Origin of the sequence: Rothia uropygioeca (assembly GCF_004136585.1) — a bacterium.
GTDB lineage: Bacteria > Actinomycetota > Actinomycetes > Actinomycetales > Micrococcaceae > Rothia.
The window spans coordinates 411,351-431,257 of record NZ_NOIR01000001.1 but is presented as its reverse complement, the minus strand read 5'-3'; the positions used below and the strand labels follow the sequence as shown (position 1 = coordinate 431,257).

Here is a 19,907-nt window from a genome sequence, read left to right as displayed (position 1 = left end):
GAGCCTTCGCTCCCGCGAAGGTTGGCCGAAATGGGTTAAAGTCAGGGCCCCTTCGACTCCGCTGCGGAGTCGAAGGGGCCATGGACTTCCCGTGAACTACCCACCTGTCCTAAGCGGTGGGTTGGGCGAGACTCGAATCGTCCGCATTGTCCGTTGCCAGGTCGGGGAATGCGGCCATGACGCCAGGCTGGACCAGCCGTCCGCTCGCGGTATTGACCCCCTTGGCGATCGCCGCATCGGAAACGATCGCGTACTCAGCGCCGTTACTGGCGATCTTTTTGATGAATGGCATCGTCGCGTTGGTCAACGCCTTGGTCGCGGTCTCGGGGACCGTTCCCGGCATATTCGCGACGCAGTAATGCCGGATCCCGTCCACTTCGAAGATCGGGTCCTGGTACGTCGTCGGGTGCGAAGTCTCGAATGCGCCGCCCTGGTCGATGGCGACGTCAATGAGGAGCGCATCTTCCTTGAGAAGTTTCAAATCGTTTCTCCTGACGACCTTGGGTGCGGCGCGACCGGGAACCAGCACGGCCCCAATCACGACGTCGGCATGGGCCAATTCCTCCTCAACGGTCACCGGATTCGACATCAGCACGCGAGCCCGCCTGTCCAGGATGTTCTCCAATTCCCGAATTCGTTGGGGAGACATATCGAGCACCGTGACTTCCGCCTGCATGCCGAGTGCGAGCAGTGCCGCGTTGGCGCCGACCGCACCTCCACCAATAATGACGACCCTGCCCGGGGCCACGCCTGGGGCGCCGCCGAGCAGCTTCCCGGGGCCGTTGCCGTCACGGGTGAGGTGTTTGGCCGCGGCATGGACAGCCAGGCGTCCGGCGATCTCGCTCATGGGAGTCAGCAGAGGCAGCCCTGTCTCGTCCTGGACCGTCTCGTACGCGATAGCGAGGGTACCGGCGTCGAGAAGAGCCTCGGTCAAGGCGCGGTCCGCGGCCAAGTGCAGATAGGTGAAGAGGGTAAGGTCCGCACGCAGGAAGCGGTACTCGGACTCGATGGGCTCTTTAACCTTGATCAGCAGTTCCGCCTGCGCCCAGGCCTCCTCCTGATCCACCAGCTGGGCACCGGCCTCGTCATAGGCCGTGTCCTGGAATCCTGCGGAGACCCCAGCGTTGGACTCCACGTAGACCGTATGGCCGTTCCGGACCAGTTCGGCAACGTTGGCCGGGGTCAGGCCGACCCGTTCTTCCTGTGGCTTGATCTCCTTGACGACCGAAATGCGCATGGTTTCTCCTCCTGAAAGTTCTGAGCGCGTCCTAGCGGGACGCGATGTTGTAGAAACGAATGTTTTGGTATTCCTCGAGTCCCGCGGCCCCGCCCTCACGGCCGAGACCGGATTGCTTGACACCGCCGAATGGCGCGGCCGCATTGGAAGGGACCCCCTGGTTGATGCCGACCAAACCGGTTTCCAGACGGTCCGAGACCCTGAACGCTCGGTCGAGGTTCTCCGTGAAGACGTACCCGGACAGCCCGAATTCGGTGTCGTTGGCCCTCTCGATTGCGTCGTCCTCGGTGTCAAAACGCTGGATTGCCGCGATGGGTCCGAAGATTTCCGTGGTGGCGACCTCAGCTGTCGGCGGGACCCGGTCCAGGACCGTGGGCTCGAAGTAGTGCCCAGGTCCTTCCGGGGCTTTGCCCCCGCACAGCAGGTCGGCTCCCTTTTCGACTGCGCCATCGACCAGTCGCCCCATCTCGGTCACCGCATCGCCATTGATAAGGGGACCGAGGCCGACGCCGTCGGCCAGCCCATGACCCATCGAGACGGCCTCCATCTTTTCCCGGAAAGCCGCCACGAATTCCTCGGCAATACCGTTCTGGACGTAGAACCGGTTCGCCGCGATGCACGACTGACCGCCGTTGCGCAGTTTGGCCGCCGCGGCTCCCTCGGCGGCACGTTCGACGTCGGCGTCGTCGAAAACGATCAACGGAGCGTTCCCGCCGAGCTCCATGGACGTGCGCAGGACCCGTTCCGAAGCCAGGCCCAAGAGGGTCCGGCCGACCTCAGTGGACCCGGTGAAAGACACCTTTCGGGTGTGCTGGTCTCGAAGTGATGTTTCGCTGAAAGTTCGCGAACTAGATGTCGTCACAACCTGGACGAGGTCTTCCGGGACACCTGCTTCACGCGCCAGCTGAACCGCGAAATATGCCGTCAATGGCGTCGCTGTGGCCGGTTTGATGACTGCAGGGCACCCGGCGGCCAGGGCCGGTGCGATCTTCCGGGTCGCCATCGCGAGCGGGAAGTTCCACGGTGTGATCAGAACGGCAAGTCCGACCGGGCTCCGACGCGTGATAATACGGGATCCTCCATCCGGCGCGTCCTGGTAGTTCCCTCCCGAACGCACCGCTTGCTCCGCATACCACCGGACGAAGTCGTTGCCGTACTTCACCTCGCCCCTGGCCTCAGGGAGAGTCTTCCCCATCTCTCTGGTGATCAGCAAAGCTAGCTGTTCCGCATTATCGGTCAACAGCTCCCACCAACGGTGCAGAATATTCGACCGCTCACGCGGTGTGGTCTGCGCCCAGTCCAAGCCGGCTCGGTGGGCACTGCGCAGGGTCTCCGTAATACGGGACTGGTCTGCATCCGGGACATGGGCAATCGTCTTTTCGGTCCCCGGGTCCTTCACCTCTATTCCGGTCTCGGGCAGACCGAGCCCGCGGACGACGTCGTCCGCACGCTGGAGGCCGCCCTGGCAGGGGGAAGCGATGGTCGCCGTACCCGTTGTGGTTGATGTGTTCACGATGCTGCCTCTTCTCCGATAGCCTCATCCATTGCGGCGAGGAAGGCGTTCAGTTCCTGTTCGGTCACGATGAACGGCGGGCTGACCTGGAGAGTATTGCCTCGAAGCGGCCGGGAGATGAAGCCCTTGTCGATCATTCGATCGCAGACCTTGTCCACGGCGACCGACTCCCGCAGAGTGACGCCGCCGAGCAAACCCGCATAGCGAACCTCCACGACGTCATCGTTGCGCGCCGCAAGATCTTCCAGGGCGGCATCGAACGCGGGCTCAAATTCCCTGACCCGCTCAACCAGGTTCTCGTCTTGAAGGATCTCGAGGTGTTTGATCGCAACGGCCGCGGCGGTCGCGTGACCCGCGTACGTGGAACCGTGGCGGAAGATTGGAGTGTCAGGCGAGTCCTCGTAGAACGGCTCCCAAATACGGGGGCTCACGAAGATCCCACCGAGCGGGGCGTATCCCGAGGTGACGCCTTTGGCAAAGGTCACCAAGTCCGGTTGCAGCCCGTATCGCTCAGAAGCGAACATCGTGCCGACTCGGCCGAAACCGGTGATGACCTCGTCCAGAATCAGAAGAATGTCATTGTCCCGGCACAGCTCCTGGATGGTCTCCAGGTAGCCTTCCGTGGGAGGGTTGACGCCGCCCGTGCCCTGGACGGGCTCGGTCACGATGGCCGCGATGTTCTCCGGCCCGATCTCCTCGACCGTCCGGCGGACCTGCTCAGGGTCGTTGAACGAGATGCGTGCCGTTTCCGGTACCAAGGACTCGGTACCGTAACCCTCACGGTTGAATTCGAGCCCGGCGATACTGGTGCCGTAGGCGTGGAGGCCGTGATAGGCGAACTCGCGACTGAGGATGACCTGCTTCGTCGGCCGACCCTCGCGCTGCCAATGCCTACGGGCCAGTTTGCAGGCAACGTCGATCGCGTCCGAACCGCCGCTGTTCAAAATGATCTTGGGATCGGGAATGGGCGAGACTTCCGCGAGCTTCTCGGACAGGGCCTCGGCCTTGTCATTCGTGAAGCGGGCAAACGTGTGGTAGGTCTCCAACTGCATCATCTGGTCGTACGCGGCTTGGGCGAGCTCGGGCCGTGAATGGCCGATGTTGGCGTGCCACAGGCCCGCCGTCCCGTCGAAGAGCCGCTGACCGTCTCGGGTGACAACATAGGAGCCTTCGCCGCGCTCGATCACGAGTTGGCGTCCCACGACCTGCGGGGCCTGTGCCTGAGCCGGCCAGAGGGCGGGCCCATCGACGGGAGTCCTGCCCGAGTTGGCGGATGCGTTGTTTTCAACAGTGGTAGTCATGATGGTGATCCTTTCTGAATCAACACGGAGTTATTGCGAGATGTAACCGCCCTCGACCGGGATCGTGGTCCCGGTGATGTATGCGGCGCCCGGACTCGCCAGGTAGGAGACCGCGGCTGCGACGTCCGACGGATCGGCGATCCTTCCGAGCGGGATTTTTCCTGCGACGTCCCGCTCGGTAGCTTCCGGATCTTCCTGGTTCGACAGCCACGTCTCGTACAAAGGCGTTTTGGCCATTCCAGGCGCAACGGCATTGACCCGAATATTCAATGGGGCGAGTTCGACGGCCGCTGCCGTCGTCAAAGACTGAATCGCGCCTTTCCCGGCTCCGTAGAGGCTCATCGTCGGCACACCGATCAGGGCAAGACGCGAAGTGATGTTGATGATCGCACCTCCCTCCCCCTGGTCCCGCATGACGCGTCCGGCGGCCTGAAGCGCTGCGATGGTTCCGAAGACGTTGGTCTCGAAATTTGCCCGAAGCTCTTCCTCAGGAACGTCCAGGATCGGACCGACCAGGTCCAGCCCCGCATTGTTGACTAGGACGTCCAGACGGCCGCCACTGTCCACGGTCTCAGTAACCAGACGTTGAATATCCGCAGAATCGGTAAGATCCGCACGAATCCAATGCGCCTCGGGTCCCAATTCAGATGCCACCGCCTGGCCGCGTTCCTCGTTGCGGCCGGAGAGAATCACACGGAAACCGTCCCCGACGAGCCGGCGAGCGATCTCCACGCCGATCCCCGAATTGGCGCCGGTGACCAGAGCCACTGGTTGCTGTGAAGTCAACGTTTACCTTCTTTCGAATCAGAGTTTGATGTAGCGGATTCCCCGACTGCCGGGATCGACCCCGTCTTGGCGCCGATCAGTTCCTCGCCGCGGGCGACGCGCAATTCGTCGTCGGTGCCTGGAACAACGTTTCCACGCAGTGAACGTCCTGCGGTTTCCCTGAAGGTGAGCACTGAGATGAAACCGATGACGCCCGCTATCGCCAGATACCAGCCGGGGATCAGCGCGTTTCCCGTTTTGTTGATGAGCAATTCGTTGAACATGCCCGCTGTGCCCCCGAAGATCGCGGTCGAGATGTTGTATCCGACTGCGAATCCGGAATAGCGGACCTTGGTTGGGAACAGCGCCGGGAGAGTCGCGGAAATCGTGGAGATCAGCATGACCAGGAACAGGCCCAGGATCCCGATTCCGAGGAGTTGAGTGAAGAACGAATCCACCTGGATCAGCATCACGGCGGGAACGGAGAAGAGGACGAATCCGAGGGATGCTGTGATCAGGATAGGTCTCCGCCCGATCTTGTCGCTCAACGCACCGAACGGGACGATCACCGCGATCATGACCAACTGGATGATGACCAAGGAGAAGTTGGCTTCGGCGGTTCCGTGACCGAGCGTCGCCGACAGGTAACTGGGCATGTAGGTCAGCACCAGATAGAACGCGACGTTCAGCAGCGTGACGAAACCGATGAGCTTGAGCACCTGAAGCGGATAGGTCTTCAGCAGATTGCCCAAGGCCTTGATGGCCGAGGGGTGGTCAATTTCTTCCTCGACGTCCTCGGTGAATGTTTCAGGGTCATGCAAGTGACGCCGCATCCAGAGGGCGAGTATGCCCATCAGGATGGTCAGAACGAAGGGAAGTCTCCACCAGCCTGCCAGCATTCCGTCTTCACCGACAATGAGGGTGAGGACCGTACACAGAATCGCCGCGCCGCTGTAGCCGACGAGTGTCCCGAATTCGAGAAAGCACCCGTAAATGCCGCGGCGATTGTCCGGCGCGTGTTCGGCCATGAAGACCGCGGCACCCGCGTACTCTCCGCCAGCGGAAAAGCCTTGGATCGCGCGGAGAAGGATCAGTAGCACGGGGGCCAGGAAACCGATGTGGTCATAGGTCGGCAACAAACCGATGCACGCCGTCGAAGTGCTGATCAACGCGATCGTCAGAACCAAAACCTTCTGGCGCCCGAACCGGTCCCCCAAGGGCCCGAAGATGAAACCGCCCAATGGTCTAACGAGGAACGACACGGCGAATGTGCCCAAGGCCATGACACGGGCCAGGGCGCTTCCGTCCTCGTCGAAGGTGAAGAATAGCTCCGAAATGTAGACGAGAAGGTAGCCGTAGATGCCGTAGTCGAACCACTCGATGGCGTTACCGATGGCCGATCCTGCGACGGACTTGCGAGCGGTCTTCTTCTCGTCGACCGTCATATCTATCTCGGAGGTGATCGGTGGTGGTTCGTAGACGGGTGTCTGGGACATGGCATCCTCCCGAAGGTGCGCGAGTGGTGGGTCCACCCGGTTCGATGGTTTTCGGTCAAGGGGTCGTGGAATTCGAGTGCTGAAGAGCGATCAACGCATAGGTTCTCGAAGCGGTCAAAAGTTCAGAGATCTCGACGCTTTCGTCGGGTTGATGGGCCTGGCAGTTGACGTCGCCCGGGCCCAGAACAACCGTGGGCACGCTATGGGCCTGAGAGATGAATCCCCCTTCGCAAGCGGCGGTCCAGACGCCGGTGTCACCGGTCCCCCCAGCCCGTTGGACCGCGTCCTGGCACGCGGTAACGAAGCCGTCGGTGGGCTCAGTCTTGAATCCGGGCATGATCATCTCCACGGATCCGGTCACCGAAAGTCTGTCCGTCCCGGCGCGGTTCCGGCTGCGAATCGCTCTGCTCGCCCCGGCCAGCAATTCGGAGAGAATCCTCGTGGCTTCTTCTCCTGGCAGAGTTCGGCGATCCAGGGCAAGCTCGCAGTGGTCAGCGACGATCGAGGTTCCGTGTCCGCCGCGAACAGCTCCGATGTTCCAGCAGGCCCGGCCCAGATCAGGATCCGGTTGCGCACGAAGCTTCGCATCATCTTCCTCGACGGTCCGAATCACGTCACCCGCCGCAAGAATTGCACTGGCGCCGTCATCGGGATTTCCTGCGTGGGCACTGGCCCCGGTGATTTCGAGGCGCAAGTTGGTCGCCCCACGGCAGGCCGTGATGATGTGCATCCCGGTCGGCTCGGCGACGACGCACCCCGCATACTCCCCGGCAGGTTCCGTCGCGACATAGTGCTGAGCTCCGGAGGCATCACATTCTTCGTCCACGGTCACGAGCAGCGTCATCGGTATTTCAGGGGCTTCCGCGTGAACCGCGGCCATGGCCACGACCACGGCGGCCAGGCCACCTTTCATGTCTGCGGCGCCCCGCCCCACCAGGCGACCGCCCCAGCGGCGCGGCTCGAAAGGTTCCCCCGTCCAGCCGGATCCGGCCGGGACCACATCGCTGTGGCCGAGGAAGAGCAGCCCGCCCGCGTCGGTGCCGTCTCCGCCGATTCGGGCGATGAGGTTTGAACGGCCAGGAGCGACTTCGTCGACTTCGATCCTCGCGCCTATCGCCACCAGGGCTCCGGAAAGAGCGACGACGGTCGCCTCTTCCGTTCCCCCAGGGTTCTCGCCTCCGGCTCGGATCAGCTCTTCCGCGAGCGCAACGATGCTCTCCTCATCGATCCTCCCGGTCACCCGCTCGAACTGCTGCATGGCAGTGGTAAAGACGTCGGTTTGAATCATGAGAGCGTTCCTCGCCGCTCCGCCGCGAATTCGTCCAGGGCTGCCCCGAGCCGTTCGACGCCCTCCTGAATCCTTTCGGGAGAAGAGGTCGCGAAGCACAGGCGCAGTGAGTGGCGTTGGCTGCCGGAGTCCGTGAATGCCGGTCCCGGTATGTATGCGACTCCGTGGCGCAAGGCCGAGGGGAACAGCTCCTCAGTATCTATACCGGAGTACTTTCCCTGCAGATCGATCCACAAGAAGAACCCGCCGTCGGGATCCGTGGATCGGATGTCGTCCCCGAATCTGTCTCCCAGGGCCCGGGTCATAGCCTGTTTGCGTTCCCGGTACACGGATCGCAGCCAGGAGATGTGCTCGTCCAGCTTCCCTTCGGCCAGGTAGTCCGAGACCACTTTCTGCATCGGAACGCTGGTGCACGTATCCATGGCCGGTTTCGCGTTGACGGCGATATCTCGCAGTGAAGGGTCCAGATCCATCCACCCGACACGCAGCCCCGGCGCGAGGATCTTGGAAAAAGTCCGGACCTGGATGACCCGTGGGTTGCCGGGACTCAGGTCGAGGAATCCCGGAACTTCTTCGCCTTCGAACCGGAGCGCACCGTACGGATCGTCGTCGACGATGTATGCGTCCCATTCTTCGGCCAGTTCCAGGAGCAGTTCTCGGCGCTGGCGGGTCATCGTGGTCCCGCTGGGGTTCTGGAAGTTCGGGATCGTGTAGATGGCTTTGGGGCGTCGTCCTGACGCTTCGACCAGATCGGGCAACGCCTCAACCACGAGCCCGTTCTCGTCCATGGGGGCTTCGATGATAGAGGCCTGATAACTCAGGGCAGTTCCGATTCCATTGGTGTACGTGGGGCATTCGACGATGACGTCGTCGCCCGGGTCCACGATCATTTTGAATGCAATATCGAGCCCTTGCATTCCGCCCGTGGTCACGAGAATCCGGTCCGGGCTCGTCTCGATGCCGTGCTCGGCTTGGTATCGAACGATCTGATCGACCAAATCGGCTTCGCCCTCGCTCGCACCGTAACCGAATCGGCCTTCTGCCTCGGAACCAAGAATCCGTCCGAAGTCCTCGGTCGGGATCAGTTCGTCGTTGGGAGCCCCCATCGCGAAGCGAACGATGTCGTGGGTCTGGCTCGCCAGCAAGGCCGTTGACGCGTCGATCACGGAGCCCTTCAACTGGCTGGCTCTGCCGGCGAGGCGGGTTGTGGGGATTGTTGGGGTGGTCATAAGTACCTCCGTGAATCGAGAGAAATGAGACCGCGCGGTATGTTGCTGAAGGTCTCGCAACCGTTTTCCGTGACTCTGATGGACTCGGAGACTTCGTAGCCCATGCCGGTCAGCCACATCCCGGCAATGAGGTGAAAGGTCATGTTCGTGTGCAGAACCGTGCTGTCTCCTTCTCGGATACTGACGGTTCTCTCTCCCCAGTCCGGCGGGTACCCGACACCTATCGAGTAGCCCAATCGGGAATTCTTTGAGTAGCCGTTGCGCCGCAGGACTGCGGTAAAGGCTTCGGCCACATCGTTGCTGGTGGTGCCTTCGCGGACGACGTCGAGCGCGGCCTGGAGAGCCTCGACCGTGACGTCGCCCAAGCGGGCGAGCTCAGGCTCGGGATCGCCGATGATCGCCGTCCGCGCCAGGGGTGCGTGGTATCGCCGGTGGGCTCCGGCCAATTCGATCGAGATGGGCACTCCCGCCGGGGTGGGTGTATCGGCCCATGTCAGGTGCGGTGTATCCGCGCCCGCACCGGTAGGGAACATCGGGACGATCGAGGCGTAGTCGCCGTCCACGGTTCCGTCCCCCCGGGCCTGAGCCGCCATCACGTCCGCGGCCACCTGGTTCTGCGGTCGGTCGAGTCTCAACCCGTCGAATGCCGCGTTCATAGAGATCTCGCAGATCCGACCCGCTTTGCGCATGTAGTCGATTTCGGTTTCGGACTTGGTGACGCGGACCCAGTTCACAAGGTTGTGGTCTTCCTGGAGATCCCATTCCGGCAGGCCTGCGGCCAAGGCGCGGTAAGTCCGAACGGTGAAGAAGGCGGCGTCGCCCTCGTATCCCACGCGGAGCGGCCGCGCGTACCCCAGATCCCGGATAGATAGGGCAATCCAGTCCCCGGGGTGGATCTCTGCCTGATGGATATACGTTTCCGGGTAACCTAGAATCCGGTCGCGAGGCACTTGAGAGATCGTTCGGTGCGCCCCGTTCGCATCCATTTCTCGGGCGATGAAATAGAGATCCCCATCGACGGGAAAGAACAGGAGCTGCGGCGTGTAGAAGGACCAGGCGTCGTACCCGGTCAGATAGTAGATATTGGCCGGATCGGCGATCAGAAGGGCATCGAAGCCCTTTTCGACGGCCAGATCGCGGACCCGTTGACGGCGGGATTCAAATTCTTGAACGGAAAACGGGGCTTCCCTGGTGCCGTCGATGTTCTGCCGGGACAATTCCCCTCCTCTCGGACTCTGTGAGCCACATCTCGGTTCTTGTAGTTATCGATGCTATGTGGGGCTCAGGGACGGAAGAAGAGGGAACAACTTGCTCATATAGTTAAGTTGTAGTTAAAGATCGCACCTTTCAAGATAAGGAACGGCCATGTTGAACGTCCACCGCTTGATTTTGCTGCGTGAGTTGGATTCGCGAGGAAGCTTGGCTTCGGTGGCTCGAGCGCACGAGATCAGCCCCGCCGCGGTATCCCAGCAGCTCGCCCTGTTGGAAAAAGAGGTCGGCATGGACCTCACTGAGCGAGTCGGTCGTCGAATGCTCCTGACGCCAATGGGCAAGAAGCTGGCACGACGAGCGGATCAGGTTGTAGGAGTCCTCGAGAGCGCAGAAGCCGAGGTGGACGCCGCCCGGAGCGAGGTCCACGGCACGGTACGCCTTGCCTCCTTCGGCTCTTTCGCGGTCTCGTACTTCGCGGAGATCCTCCATCGCATGAAGAGCTCGTATCCGGAGGTCACTGTGGAATTCGCACTCCTCGAACCCGCTGCGGCAATATCCAGTTTGATCGGTCGGCGTATTGACGTGGCCATTACGGACGAATTCTCGGGTCGCCCGCAACCAGTGGACACCGAGATGAAATCGGTCCACTTATTTCGGGATTACATCGTCGCCTACGCCCCGTGGCCCGTATCCACTGTGCAGGAGCTGGCGGAGGTGCCGTGGGTATTCGAGACCGGCGGATCAACGGCCGCCGAGTGGGCGCTCAGCACATGCCGACGGGCAGGATTCGAACCGCGCGTCAGCTACGAGTCCTCCGATCTGCGCTTTCACCACGATCTGGTCCAGGCAGGTATGGCCGCAGCATTTTTACCGGATATGGTCTTCGACAATGGCATCAATCCCATAGCGCGGCCGAGCCACGCGATCGAGTGGCCTGCCGCGGCATCGCCCCAGCTGTATCGCGACGTGCATGCTCTGACCCGGCGGGGTGCCCAACTCAGGCCCGCGACAAAGGCCCTTCTCGACTACACGATCCAAGTGACCGCTCCCTAGAGTCATCCTTGTTTCCCCTGGAACTTCGGGAGATTGAGCAGCCCCAGCAACGTGACCGCGCCGATCACGGCAAAGAACAGAAAACCCGTGGGCGCGAGCCCGAAGCCGGGGATCAAGAGGCCTGCCGCCACGGAGGGCACCGAGATGGACAGATACGCGACCACGAAATAACTGGTTGTCACCTCGGTTCGGCGTTCGGCACGGGTTGCTTTGGTCACGGCGCGCATTCCGGTCATGAAGAGTAGCCCTTGGCCCGAGCCGCTCAGCAGAGCGGCAATCACCAGAAGAAACAAAGATCCGAGCCACAAGGCCAGGATGCTGAAGGCCATGCCTACGGCCAGGAACAACGACCCGACGAGGATGAGGGACCGATCTTCGAGCCCTTTCAGACAGATCTGGGCCACCGCCGATGTCAGGAACACCAACCCTATGATGATTCCGACCGCCGCCGGCGCCTTCACATGCAGGACGCCGGTCAATACGTTGGGCACCACGGAAGAGTAGATTCCCATCGTGGCGAACCCGACGACGGCCGCCACGGAAGCGGCGCCGAATTGCCGCCGCGCTTCCGAAGGTATGCCCGGTGTCTGGAGCCGGAATCCTTTGTGACTGCGGTCCACGGGGTCCCTCACCTTTACCAGGGCCAAACCGGCGATGACCAGCATGATTGCGTGGACCATGTACGGCGATCGCAGAGACCAACCCTCCGGCAGGATGGCCAGGGCCACCTGGGAAACAACCCCGGCCATGAGGACTCCGAGGCCCAACCCTCCCATATTCGCGGCAGTCGCCACGGCTCCCCCGAGCCGTGCGCGGCCCTTGGGCGCATTCTCCATCACACTCACGGTGCCGGTCGAAGTCAGAAGCCCTGCGGCGAAACCCGAGAAGACTCGTCCGGTGAAGAGCATCCACTCGGCGATGCCGGTCCAGAACAAGACCGCAGAAATGACGGAGAGGACCAATCCGGCCATGAGAACCGGTCTTCGTCCCGTCGCTTCGGACAACCGGCCGAAGAGGATCAGGCCCAGGATCACGCCGGCCGCGTATATGGCGAACAACTCGGTGGTGATCATTCCTCCGAAGCCGAATACCTCCTGATACTGCGGGTACAGAGGCGTGGGCATCGTGGTGCCGATCATGACCGTTGTGAAAATGTAGGCCGCGGCGGCAAGCGACCAGCCGGAAGCGGATGAATTTTTCACATTTTCGCTCATGCTTACATCCTGCTCCGGTACGTCATTGGGGTGAAATTCTCGTTCGCCGCCGTCACATGACGACGATGGCCCGTCCGGTGATTTCACCCCGATCGAGCGCCTGGTAGGCCTCGTCGACGTCCGCCAGATCGTATCGGCGAGTCACGGCCTCTTTGAGCCGGTAACCTCCTTCCGCCGCGAGATTCGCGACAGCGGGCAGGTCGACTCGGGTGACTGCGCCGAAAGATCCCGTCACTGTCTGGCCCCGGCGAACCAAGGGGCTGATCTCGACCTCGCCGTAGACACCTCCTGGCGCAATTCCGATCGCAACCATACGCCCGCCTTCTCGGAGGAGGGACGCGGCTTGGGTAAAGGTTTCTGGGCGGCCAAGGGCCTCGAACGCAATGTGTACCCCTTTGCCGTCAGTCATGGCCAGGACCGCTCCCTTGGGATCCCGCTTGGTCGAGTTGATGACCTCATCCGCCCCGAGACGACGAGCGGATTCGAGTTTTTCGTCCGTCACATCGACGGCAATGACCTTGGACGCACCCTCGTGCTTTGCAACCTGAATGAGGCTGGACCCGACTCCGCCTACCGCAACAACGGCAACCGTTTCCCCTTCGACCAGACCAGACTTGCGCACGGCCCCGTACGCCGTGAACGCGGCACAGCCTAGGATGGCACTTTCTTCGGGCGAAACGTTCGCGGGACGCAGCGTGAGCGCGGAGATCGGGACCACCGAGTACTCGGCCATGCCTGCCATCGAATACATCGACAATCGGCGGCCATCGGCGGTGGCCAGCCGTGAGGTGCCGTCGAACAGATTCCCTTTAAGCCGGTTCTCGCCGAAGAACTTCTCGCACAGGTCGTCGCGGCCCCGGAGGCATTGTTCGCATTCGGTGCACGGCATGATGAAGGCGCCGATCACCGGTGCGCCCACCTCGATCTGGCCGGAGTCCTCGGTGCCTTCACCGATGCTGACCACTTCGCCACTGATTTCGTGCCCGACCACGCCCGGACCCGGAAAGGCAACCTCGCCCTTGAGCACGTGCAGGTCCGTATGGCACACGCCGCATGAGGTGATTCTGACGAGAGCTTCGTCTTTCTTGGGCACCGGGACGGGTATGTCCTCGATGTGGAGCCGAGGGCTATCTCCTTCCCATATCGCGGCACGCATGATTTCAGGAATGGTGATTTGGGTCATGTTCCGATACTGCGTCCCTGGTGGTCCGATTGCAAAATGTGCGAGGTCATAGAAGACATCGGCCCCTTTCGTCCCGGAAATCCGGGACGAAAGGGGCCGATCGTCTCAGGCGGTCGTCGCCGCGACCAACCTACTTCTTGCGTCCAACGGTGAAAATGGCGCCGGTGGTCACGTCCTCCTCCACGGACTCGAGGCTACGGCCTCGGGTTTCCGGAAGGAACTTGACCATCACGACGATCGCAATCGCGTTGATGACCGCGAATCCGAAGAACGAACCCGTCAGGCCGACCGCTTCCAAAGCAACCGGGAAGAAGTAGCTCACCAGGGCGTTGGCGATCCACATGCAGAAGACCGAGAATCCCATGCCCACCGCACGCATGTGCAACGGGAAGATTTCCGAGAGCAGAACCCACGTCGCAACATTCAGGAACGTCTGCATCGATCCGACGAAGCAGACGACCAAAATCAGAATGATGAACGGGCGTGCCGCGGAGTCTTCGGGAACAGCAAACGAAGCGATACCGATCAACAGGTGGAAAAGGGTCACGAGCGTGTACCCGGTGATGATGGTGGTGCGTCGATTGATCTTCTCCATCATCCACAGCGCAATGAAAGCGCCGATGACCGCAATGATGCCGGGGGCAATATTCGCTATGAGGGCGGCGTTGACGGCGAAGCCTGACTGCTCAAGAACGATCGACCCGTAGTACATGATCGAGTTGATACCGGTTAGCTGCTGGAATACCGCGATCGCGATTCCCACGAGCAGGATACGGAGCAACCACTTGTTCTTGAAGACGGATTTGAGACCGGTCTCGTGCTCACGCGACTCGAGTTCGTTGACCTGCTTGACGTCGTCGATCTCGGCGACGGCACGCTCTTCCGAGCGAATCGTCTTCAGAACCGTCAGGGCCTCGTCATAACGACCCTTGGAAATCAGCCAACGGGGCGACTCGGGCATGCGGAGCATGCCGAAGAACAGACAGATGGCAGGGACGGCACAGACTGCGAGCATAATGCGCCAGACGTGGTCCATGTGGCCGAGCGTATTGCCCAGAATCGCGTTCACGACGAAAGCGGCGAGCTGACCGACAACGATCATCATTTCGTTGCGCCCGGAGAGGGACCCGCGAATTTCGTAGGGCGCAAGCTCTGCCAGGAACACCGGGACGACGGTCGAGGCACCGCCCACGGCCATACCGAGAAGGAAGCGCCCGATCAGAAGGACAATGAATTCGGGGGCGAAAACGCACACCATGGTGCCGATGAAGAACAATACGGCAAGCATGATGATGGTCTTCCGGCGCCCCCAGGCGTCAGAGAGTTTGCCGATGCTCACTGCGCCGACGGCGGCGCCGACGAGCAAGGAACTCGTGACGAGCCCCTGCGTATCAGCTTTGAGCCCGAGTTCGGCCGACATTGGCTCGAGGGCTCCGTTGATGACACCGGTGTCATAACCGAACAGCAGGCCGCCGAAAGTCGCGACCAGGGCAACCATGCCCAGGCGTCGCTTGTGCGCCCCTTCGGTCAGTGGAGGAAGGGGTTTGGAGGGTCTCTCCGTTGTCGGGCCGCTCATGATGACTCCTTTGATAACAGCCGAGAAGCTACGTTGCCTCTCAGAGCGAATGAATGGTTGGTAATGAGAGTGAAGGGCCTTCAGCCCTGGCGCGCCGCTTCAACCATTTCCTTGATGGTATCCAGTTGATAGCGGGAGACTTTGGTGGCGTCCTCGTTTTCGGCGAAGACGCTTGACACCAGGACGGTGTCCTCGGAGTCGAGAAATCCGATTTCGTTGAGTCCACCGAAGAATTCGCCCCAGTTCACGTCGCCGTCCCCGATTTTGAGGTGCTGGTGGACTCGTGCGGGACTCCCGGGCGGGTTGGTGATGTAACGCAGACCGTTGGAACGATGGTGGTCCATGGAGTCGGCGACGTGGGCGACGCGAATACGGTCGCCCGCGGCGCGCATGATGTCCATCGGCTCGTCTTCCATGTGGAAGGTATGGCAAGCAACGTAGACCATGCCCAGGTTCTTGGAGTTAGCGCCACGAATAACGCGCCACGCGTCAAGACCGCGCTCAACGAAGTCGTCCGGATGCGGGTCGATGGCCACATGGAGATCTTCTCGCTCGATGATCGGCAGCAGTTCCTCCATAGAGCGGTAGAACGCGCGCTCGGACTCCTCCGCGAGTTCCGGTCGGCCCTGGAACTCCGTATTGAGCTGTTGAACACCCAAGTCGACGGCGATTTGGATGATGCGCTTCCAGTTCCGGACAGCGGCCTCACGAGCATCGGGATCCGGGGAGGACCAGCGCATGACGGGCAGGACCGAAGCGATCTCAACGCCGGCGTCCTTGCAGGCCTGGCGCAATTTGCCGACCAGGTCGTCGTCGGCCTTCGGGTGACCGAAGAACGGGATGAAATCAGGATGAGGGGTCATCTGCAGGTAGTCGTACCCGAGATCCTTGACCAGACGGGGGAACTCGAGCAGTGAGTGGGTCTGATGGAACGGTGTGGGATCGAGGGCAAGCTTCACTGTTTCTCCTCATTGAGCCTTGTCGTGTGCGACGCATCGACACTGTGATTCGCGTCGCAATGAAAAATTGGTCCGAAAATGGGGCTTGCCTCGGTTGCCCGCACAAGCCCCCATTTCTCGGGATCGACCCTGATTTGTCCTATCATATGCACAATCAGAGACTATTCAATACCTCAATCACCAAAATTTGAGGTTATTCGTATCTTTAGGGGTGAAATTACCGGTAGAGGTCCGGCTTCTCGTTAAGCTCCACGTTCACCGAGGTTCCCGGGGCCGCGATCGCAGTGAGGCCGGCCTCGCAACACGCGGCAGCCGCATATCCGTCCCATGCATCGGGTCCCGCAATGACGCCCGTCAGACAACCATCGATCCATTCCTGGATTTCGGTGTCGTAGGCATCCACGAAACGCTCCTCGAAGCCCGGAGTCACCTGATCTATACCCTCGTGGAGATGGTTCTTCTCGAAAGAAGCCCTCGTGGTCACGGCATACCCGTACGTGGCGGTGACATGGGTGTTCACCGAGACGCGAATTCCGGCCTCGGTCTCCATGAGAATTTGGGCCGGATCCACGAGCCCCTCCTTGGCAAGGGAAGAGTTCTTGCAGGTTCGGACCTCGACTGACGAAATCTCCTCGCCGGTCAGGTAACGAACGATATCGAATTCGTGGACCACGGTGTCGTCAATCAGATTGCGCCCGGTGTAGTCCTCGGGAACCTCGGGGTTGATATGTTCGCAGTCCAGGGCGAGCAGTTCACCATGCTCTCCTGACTTCACGGCCGACCGGATGTTCCGGTAGCCCTGATCGAACCGGCGCATGAAACCCACTTGAATGAGTCGCTTGCCGACGGCTTGCTCTGCCTCGACCACACGCCACGCCGAATCGGAGTCCGGGGTGAGGGGCTTCTCGCAGAAGACGGGGAACCCTTTGGTCAGAGCGGGAAGCAAAACCTGTTCGTGCAGGAAACCCGGGGTTGCGACCATGACGGCGTCCACCAGGCCGGAGTCAAGAGCCTCGGTGAAATCCGTGAACACCTTGGCTTCTTGGATTCCCTCGATAGCTGCCTGAGCCCTGGATTCGTCGATATCGACGACGGCGGCGACGCGCACATTCTTCATTCGGTCCCGGAGGCGGGTGATGTGGTCGGAGCCCATTCGGCCTGCGCCGACGACGGCGACGCGCAGTTGTTCAGTCATGATGACAATTCCTTTCGGAGAATTCCAGAGTTCGTGGGCCTGGTTCAGGCGACGACGGTGCGTGCACCGCAGCTCAGTAGGTACTTACAGGTACGCGACGCAATCGGAAGGGGAACCTCGAAGTTCGCAACGGGGTACATGTCCTGTTCGACGATTCCGTACAGCGGACGATCCAGCTTCTCGGCCGCTTCGATGACCTCGCGGAGATCGGGAAGCCCGTATGGAGGTTCGCACATGACACCCGCGGCGGTCGCGTCTTTGAAAGTCATGTCCTCGGCGCGCACCTTCGCCAAAGTGTCCGGGTGGACCTGCTTGAGGTGCAGATAGCCGATCCGTTCAGGGTACTTCTCGATGAGCTCGACGGACGACGCACCGCCGTATTCGGCATGGCCGGTATCCAGGCACAGGGTCACGAGCTTGGGATCGGTCATGGCCAGGAACTTCTCGATCTGGTCCATGGTCTCCACATGAGAATCTGCATGTGAATGGAATTGCTGGTAGAGGCCGAATTCCCTCTGGAGCCGCTGACCCAGTTTGTCGTGCCCCGCAGCCAGGTCCTCCCATTGCTGGTCGGTCAGCGTGCGGTCTTCGAGAGCCTTCCCGGTTTTGTCATCCCTCCACAGTGCGGGGATCACGACGACGTGGTGGGCACCCATTGCGGCCGTGAGCTCGGCAACCTGACGTGCAGGCTCCCAGGCGGCGTCCCACTGGTCTGCACCCCGGTGGAATGCCGTGAACACGGTCCCGGCGCTGATGCTGAGATCCCGTTCCTTGAGCTCCTTGGCGAGCGTCTCCGGGTCCGCAGGAAGGTAACCGTACGGGCCCAGCTCAATCCATTTGTATCCCGCCTCCGCCACCTCATCGAGGAAACGTTGCCACGGCGTCTGTTGCTCGTCTTCTGGGAACCAGACACCCCAAGAATCTGGGGCAGTTCCAATGATGAGGTTGTTCTCAGGGGTAGGGACGGTCATCGCGGAATCTCGCTTTCGTCATTGAAAGATAAAAAGTCTGGGAAGCCCGGGCGCCGCGCCGTCCTTGAGATTGACTACGGCGCCCGAGCGGTACGGTGCGCTCGAGGAACTGCACCGGTTTAACCGGGACGTTCCCGGTTCGGATGGTCAGCTGTCGGAGGTCGACGGCATCGCGAACGACGCTCCAGAAACCGACTTGGGCTCAGGCCAACGCTGGGTCACGACCTTGCCGCGGGTGTAGAACTTGATGCCATCCGGTCCATAAATGTGCAGGTCGCCGAACAGTGAATTCTTCCAGCCTCCGAAGGAATGCCAAGCAACCGGTACGGGCAACGGCACATTGATACCGATCATGCCTACACGGACCTTGCGCTGGAACGTACGCGCCACGGCACCGTTGGAGGTGAACACCGCAGTTCCGTTGCCGTAGGGGTTCGAGTTGATGATCTCGATGGCCTCTTCCAAGGATTCGGCACGGATGACCACGAGGACGGGTCCGAAGATCTCCTCCTCGTAAGCGCTCATTTCCTTGTTGACCTTGTCCAAGATGGTCGGGCCGACGAAGAAGCCCTCTTCGTGGTCCTTGACGACCAGGTCGCGACCGTCCAGCACCACGGCTGCGCCGGATTCCTGCGCTTCCCCGACGATGCGGGTGATGCGGTCCTTGGAAGCCGGGGTGATCACGGGACCCATATCGGCCTCCGGATCAGTGCCTTCGGTGACTTTGATCCCGGACGCCAGATCCTTGACGCGGGAGACGACCTCATCTGCGGCATCGCCCACGGCAACGGCCACTGAAATGGCCATGCAGCGCTCACCGGCAGAGCCGAAAGCGGCCGCGTTGAGGTGCTCCGCCGCCATGGTCATGTCGGCATCCGGCATAATCACGGCGTGGTTCTTCGCCCCGCCCAACGCTTGGACGCGCTTGCCGTGTTGAGTGCCCGTCTCGTAGACGTACTTGGCGATCGGGGTCGATCCCACGAACGAGATGCCGTCGACGTCGGGATGGGTCAGCAGTCCGTCGACCATTTCCTTGTCACCGTGTAGCACGTTGAACACACCGTCCGGAAGCCCTGCGTCCTTCCAGAGCTTGGCCAGCAGCAATGAAGCGGAAGGGTCCCGTTCCGAGGGCTTGAGGATGAATGCATTGCCGGTAGCAATGGCCACGGGAGCCATCCACAACGGCACCATGACCGGGAAATTGAAGGGAGTAATACCGGCGACAACGCCCAGCGGCTGGCGGAAAGAGAACACGTCGATTCCGGTGGATACCTGTTCGGAGTACTCGCCCTTGAGATGCTCGGAGATGCCGCATGCGAATTCGACGACCTCGAGGCCGCGAGCCACTTCGCCCTTGGCATCCGAGAGAACCTTGCCGTGTTCGGCGGTGATGATCTGGGCCAACTCGTCCACATGTGCGTGAATGAGTTCGCGGAATTTGAAGAGGATCGCGGACTTCTTGGCAATGGACATGTCTGCCCAGGTTTCGCTGGCCTTCTTCGCGGCGGCGACCGCCGCCTCCAGGTCTTCTTTCGCACCGAGGTGGAGGTTTCCGGTCACGGCGCCGGTGGCCGGGTTGTAGACGTCCTGGCGTCGCTCGCCCGAACCGTCTGTTTCACTTCCATTGATGAAGTGCTTGATCTCTGTAGTCAACTTCTTCTCCTCACGAGAGTTAGAGCCAAATTCTTGCACTCGGCGGGGGTTAGGAAATCCTC

At 61.2% G+C, this 19,907-nt stretch carries 16 protein-coding genes; 1 reads left to right on the top strand and 15 read right to left on the bottom strand.

What is annotated here, in order from left to right; all coding sequences use genetic code 11:
- Positions 1–109: 109 nt before the first annotated feature.
- The 8 genes from ald to EWR20_RS01840 are packed head-to-tail and all read right to left on the bottom strand — an operon-like array spanning position 110 to position 10,046.
- Positions 110–1,237: an alanine dehydrogenase gene (ald, locus tag EWR20_RS01875; protein ID WP_129358511.1), complete on the bottom strand. Its 1,128-nt coding sequence runs from the start codon at positions 1,235–1,237 to the stop codon at positions 110–112.
- A gap of 31 nt (positions 1,238–1,268) precedes the next feature.
- The gene (locus EWR20_RS01870) at positions 1,269–2,750 is read right to left on the bottom strand and encodes an NAD-dependent succinate-semialdehyde dehydrogenase (RefSeq protein ID WP_202864766.1); all 1,482 of its coding nucleotides are present in this window, start codon (positions 2,748–2,750) and stop codon (positions 1,269–1,271) included.
- Entirely contained in the window at positions 2,747–4,051 is a 1,305-nt protein-coding gene (locus EWR20_RS01865; RefSeq protein WP_129358510.1) for an aminotransferase family protein, read from the bottom strand. Before EWR20_RS01865 ends, EWR20_RS01870 begins: the two co-directional genes overlap by 4 nt.
- A 30-nt stretch (positions 4,052–4,081) precedes the next feature.
- Complete coding sequence (locus tag EWR20_RS01860; RefSeq protein WP_129358509.1) at positions 4,082–4,837, bottom strand: SDR family NAD(P)-dependent oxidoreductase; 756 nt, start codon at positions 4,835–4,837, stop codon at positions 4,082–4,084.
- The gene (locus EWR20_RS01855) at positions 4,834–6,312 is read right to left on the bottom strand and encodes an MFS transporter (RefSeq protein ID WP_178945295.1); all 1,479 of its coding nucleotides are present in this window, start codon (positions 6,310–6,312) and stop codon (positions 4,834–4,836) included. Before EWR20_RS01855 ends, EWR20_RS01860 begins: the two co-directional genes overlap by 4 nt.
- Before the next feature lie 55 nt (positions 6,313–6,367).
- The gene (locus EWR20_RS01850) at positions 6,368–7,600 is read right to left on the bottom strand and encodes a M20 family metallopeptidase (protein WP_238147515.1); all 1,233 of its coding nucleotides are present in this window, start codon (positions 7,598–7,600) and stop codon (positions 6,368–6,370) included.
- Positions 7,597–8,829, bottom strand: coding sequence for an aminotransferase-like domain-containing protein (locus tag EWR20_RS01845; RefSeq protein WP_129358508.1), 1,233 nt, complete (start codon positions 8,827–8,829; stop codon positions 7,597–7,599). Before EWR20_RS01845 ends, EWR20_RS01850 begins: the two co-directional genes overlap by 4 nt.
- Positions 8,826–10,046: a M24 family metallopeptidase gene (locus EWR20_RS01840; protein WP_129358507.1), complete on the bottom strand. Its 1,221-nt coding sequence runs from the start codon at positions 10,044–10,046 to the stop codon at positions 8,826–8,828. Before EWR20_RS01840 ends, EWR20_RS01845 begins: the two co-directional genes overlap by 4 nt.
- A gap of 148 nt (positions 10,047–10,194) precedes the next feature.
- Here EWR20_RS01840 and EWR20_RS01835 point away from each other — a divergent pair, with 148 nt between their 5' ends.
- Positions 10,195–11,094, top strand: a complete 900-nt coding sequence (locus EWR20_RS01835) for a LysR family transcriptional regulator (protein ID WP_129358506.1) — start codon at positions 10,195–10,197, stop codon at positions 11,092–11,094.
- A 2-nt stretch (positions 11,095–11,096) separates the two neighbouring features.
- Here EWR20_RS01835 and EWR20_RS01830 read toward each other — a convergent pair whose 3' ends face one another.
- The 7 genes from EWR20_RS01830 to EWR20_RS01800 form a co-directional block, all read right to left on the bottom strand.
- Positions 11,097–12,395, bottom strand: a complete 1,299-nt coding sequence (locus EWR20_RS01830; RefSeq protein ID WP_255411231.1) for an MFS transporter — start codon at positions 12,393–12,395, stop codon at positions 11,097–11,099.
- Positions 12,361–13,491 (bottom strand): zinc-binding dehydrogenase, encoded by a 1,131-nt coding sequence (locus EWR20_RS01825; RefSeq protein WP_197964444.1) that lies wholly within the window; start codon positions 13,489–13,491, stop codon positions 12,361–12,363. The genes EWR20_RS01830 and EWR20_RS01825 overlap by 35 nt, the downstream gene beginning before the upstream one ends.
- Positions 13,492–13,621: 130 nt before the next feature.
- Positions 13,622–15,067 carry a sugar porter family MFS transporter gene (locus EWR20_RS01820; RefSeq protein ID WP_129358504.1) on the bottom strand — a complete coding sequence of 482 codons (1,446 nt, stop codon included), beginning with the start codon at positions 15,065–15,067 and terminating at the stop codon, positions 13,622–13,624.
- 80 nt (positions 15,068–15,147) lie between these two features.
- Positions 15,148–16,026 carry a sugar phosphate isomerase/epimerase family protein gene (locus EWR20_RS01815; protein WP_129358503.1) on the bottom strand — a complete coding sequence of 293 codons (879 nt, stop codon included), beginning with the start codon at positions 16,024–16,026 and terminating at the stop codon, positions 15,148–15,150.
- A gap of 217 nt (positions 16,027–16,243) precedes the next feature.
- Positions 16,244–17,221 (bottom strand): Gfo/Idh/MocA family protein, encoded by a 978-nt coding sequence (locus EWR20_RS01810; RefSeq protein ID WP_129358502.1) that lies wholly within the window; start codon positions 17,219–17,221, stop codon positions 16,244–16,246.
- Positions 17,222–17,265: 44 nt separating this feature from the next.
- Entirely contained in the window at positions 17,266–18,192 is a 927-nt protein-coding gene (locus tag EWR20_RS01805; RefSeq protein ID WP_129358501.1) for a sugar phosphate isomerase/epimerase family protein, read from the bottom strand.
- Positions 18,193–18,339: 147 nt separating this feature from the next.
- On the bottom strand, positions 18,340–19,845 hold the full coding sequence (locus EWR20_RS01800; RefSeq protein ID WP_129358500.1) for a CoA-acylating methylmalonate-semialdehyde dehydrogenase: 1,506 nt from the start codon (positions 19,843–19,845) through the stop codon (positions 18,340–18,342).
- Between the last annotated feature and the right edge of the window lie 62 nt (positions 19,846–19,907).

Excerpts from the sequence above, each read along its gene's own strand:
- EWR20_RS01855 (WP_178945295.1), bottom strand. The coding sequence starts at position 6,312 with ATGTCCCAGACACCCGTCTACGAACCACCACCGATCACCTCCGAGATA.
- EWR20_RS01820 (WP_129358504.1), bottom strand. The coding sequence starts at position 15,067 with ATGAGCGGCCCGACAACGGAGAGACCCTCCAAACCCCTTCCTCCACTG.
- EWR20_RS01850 (WP_238147515.1), bottom strand. The coding sequence starts at position 7,600 with ATGATTCAAACCGACGTCTTTACCACTGCCATGCAGCAGTTCGAGCGG.
- EWR20_RS01825 (WP_197964444.1), bottom strand. The coding sequence starts at position 13,491 with ATGACCCAAATCACCATTCCTGAAATCATGCGTGCCGCGATATGGGAA.
- EWR20_RS01805 (WP_129358501.1), bottom strand. The coding sequence starts at position 18,192 with ATGACCGTCCCTACCCCTGAGAACAACCTCATCATTGGAACTGCCCCA.
- EWR20_RS01865 (WP_129358510.1), bottom strand. The coding sequence starts at position 4,051 with ATGACTACCACTGTTGAAAACAACGCATCCGCCAACTCGGGCAGGACT.
- ald (WP_129358511.1), bottom strand. The coding sequence starts at position 1,237 with ATGCGCATTTCGGTCGTCAAGGAGATCAAGCCACAGGAAGAACGGGTC.
- EWR20_RS01835 (WP_129358506.1), top strand. The coding sequence starts at position 10,195 with ATGTTGAACGTCCACCGCTTGATTTTGCTGCGTGAGTTGGATTCGCGA.
- EWR20_RS01845 (WP_129358508.1), bottom strand. The coding sequence starts at position 8,829 with ATGACCACCCCAACAATCCCCACAACCCGCCTCGCCGGCAGAGCCAGC.
- EWR20_RS01810 (WP_129358502.1), bottom strand. The coding sequence starts at position 17,221 with ATGACTGAACAACTGCGCGTCGCCGTCGTCGGCGCAGGCCGAATGGGC.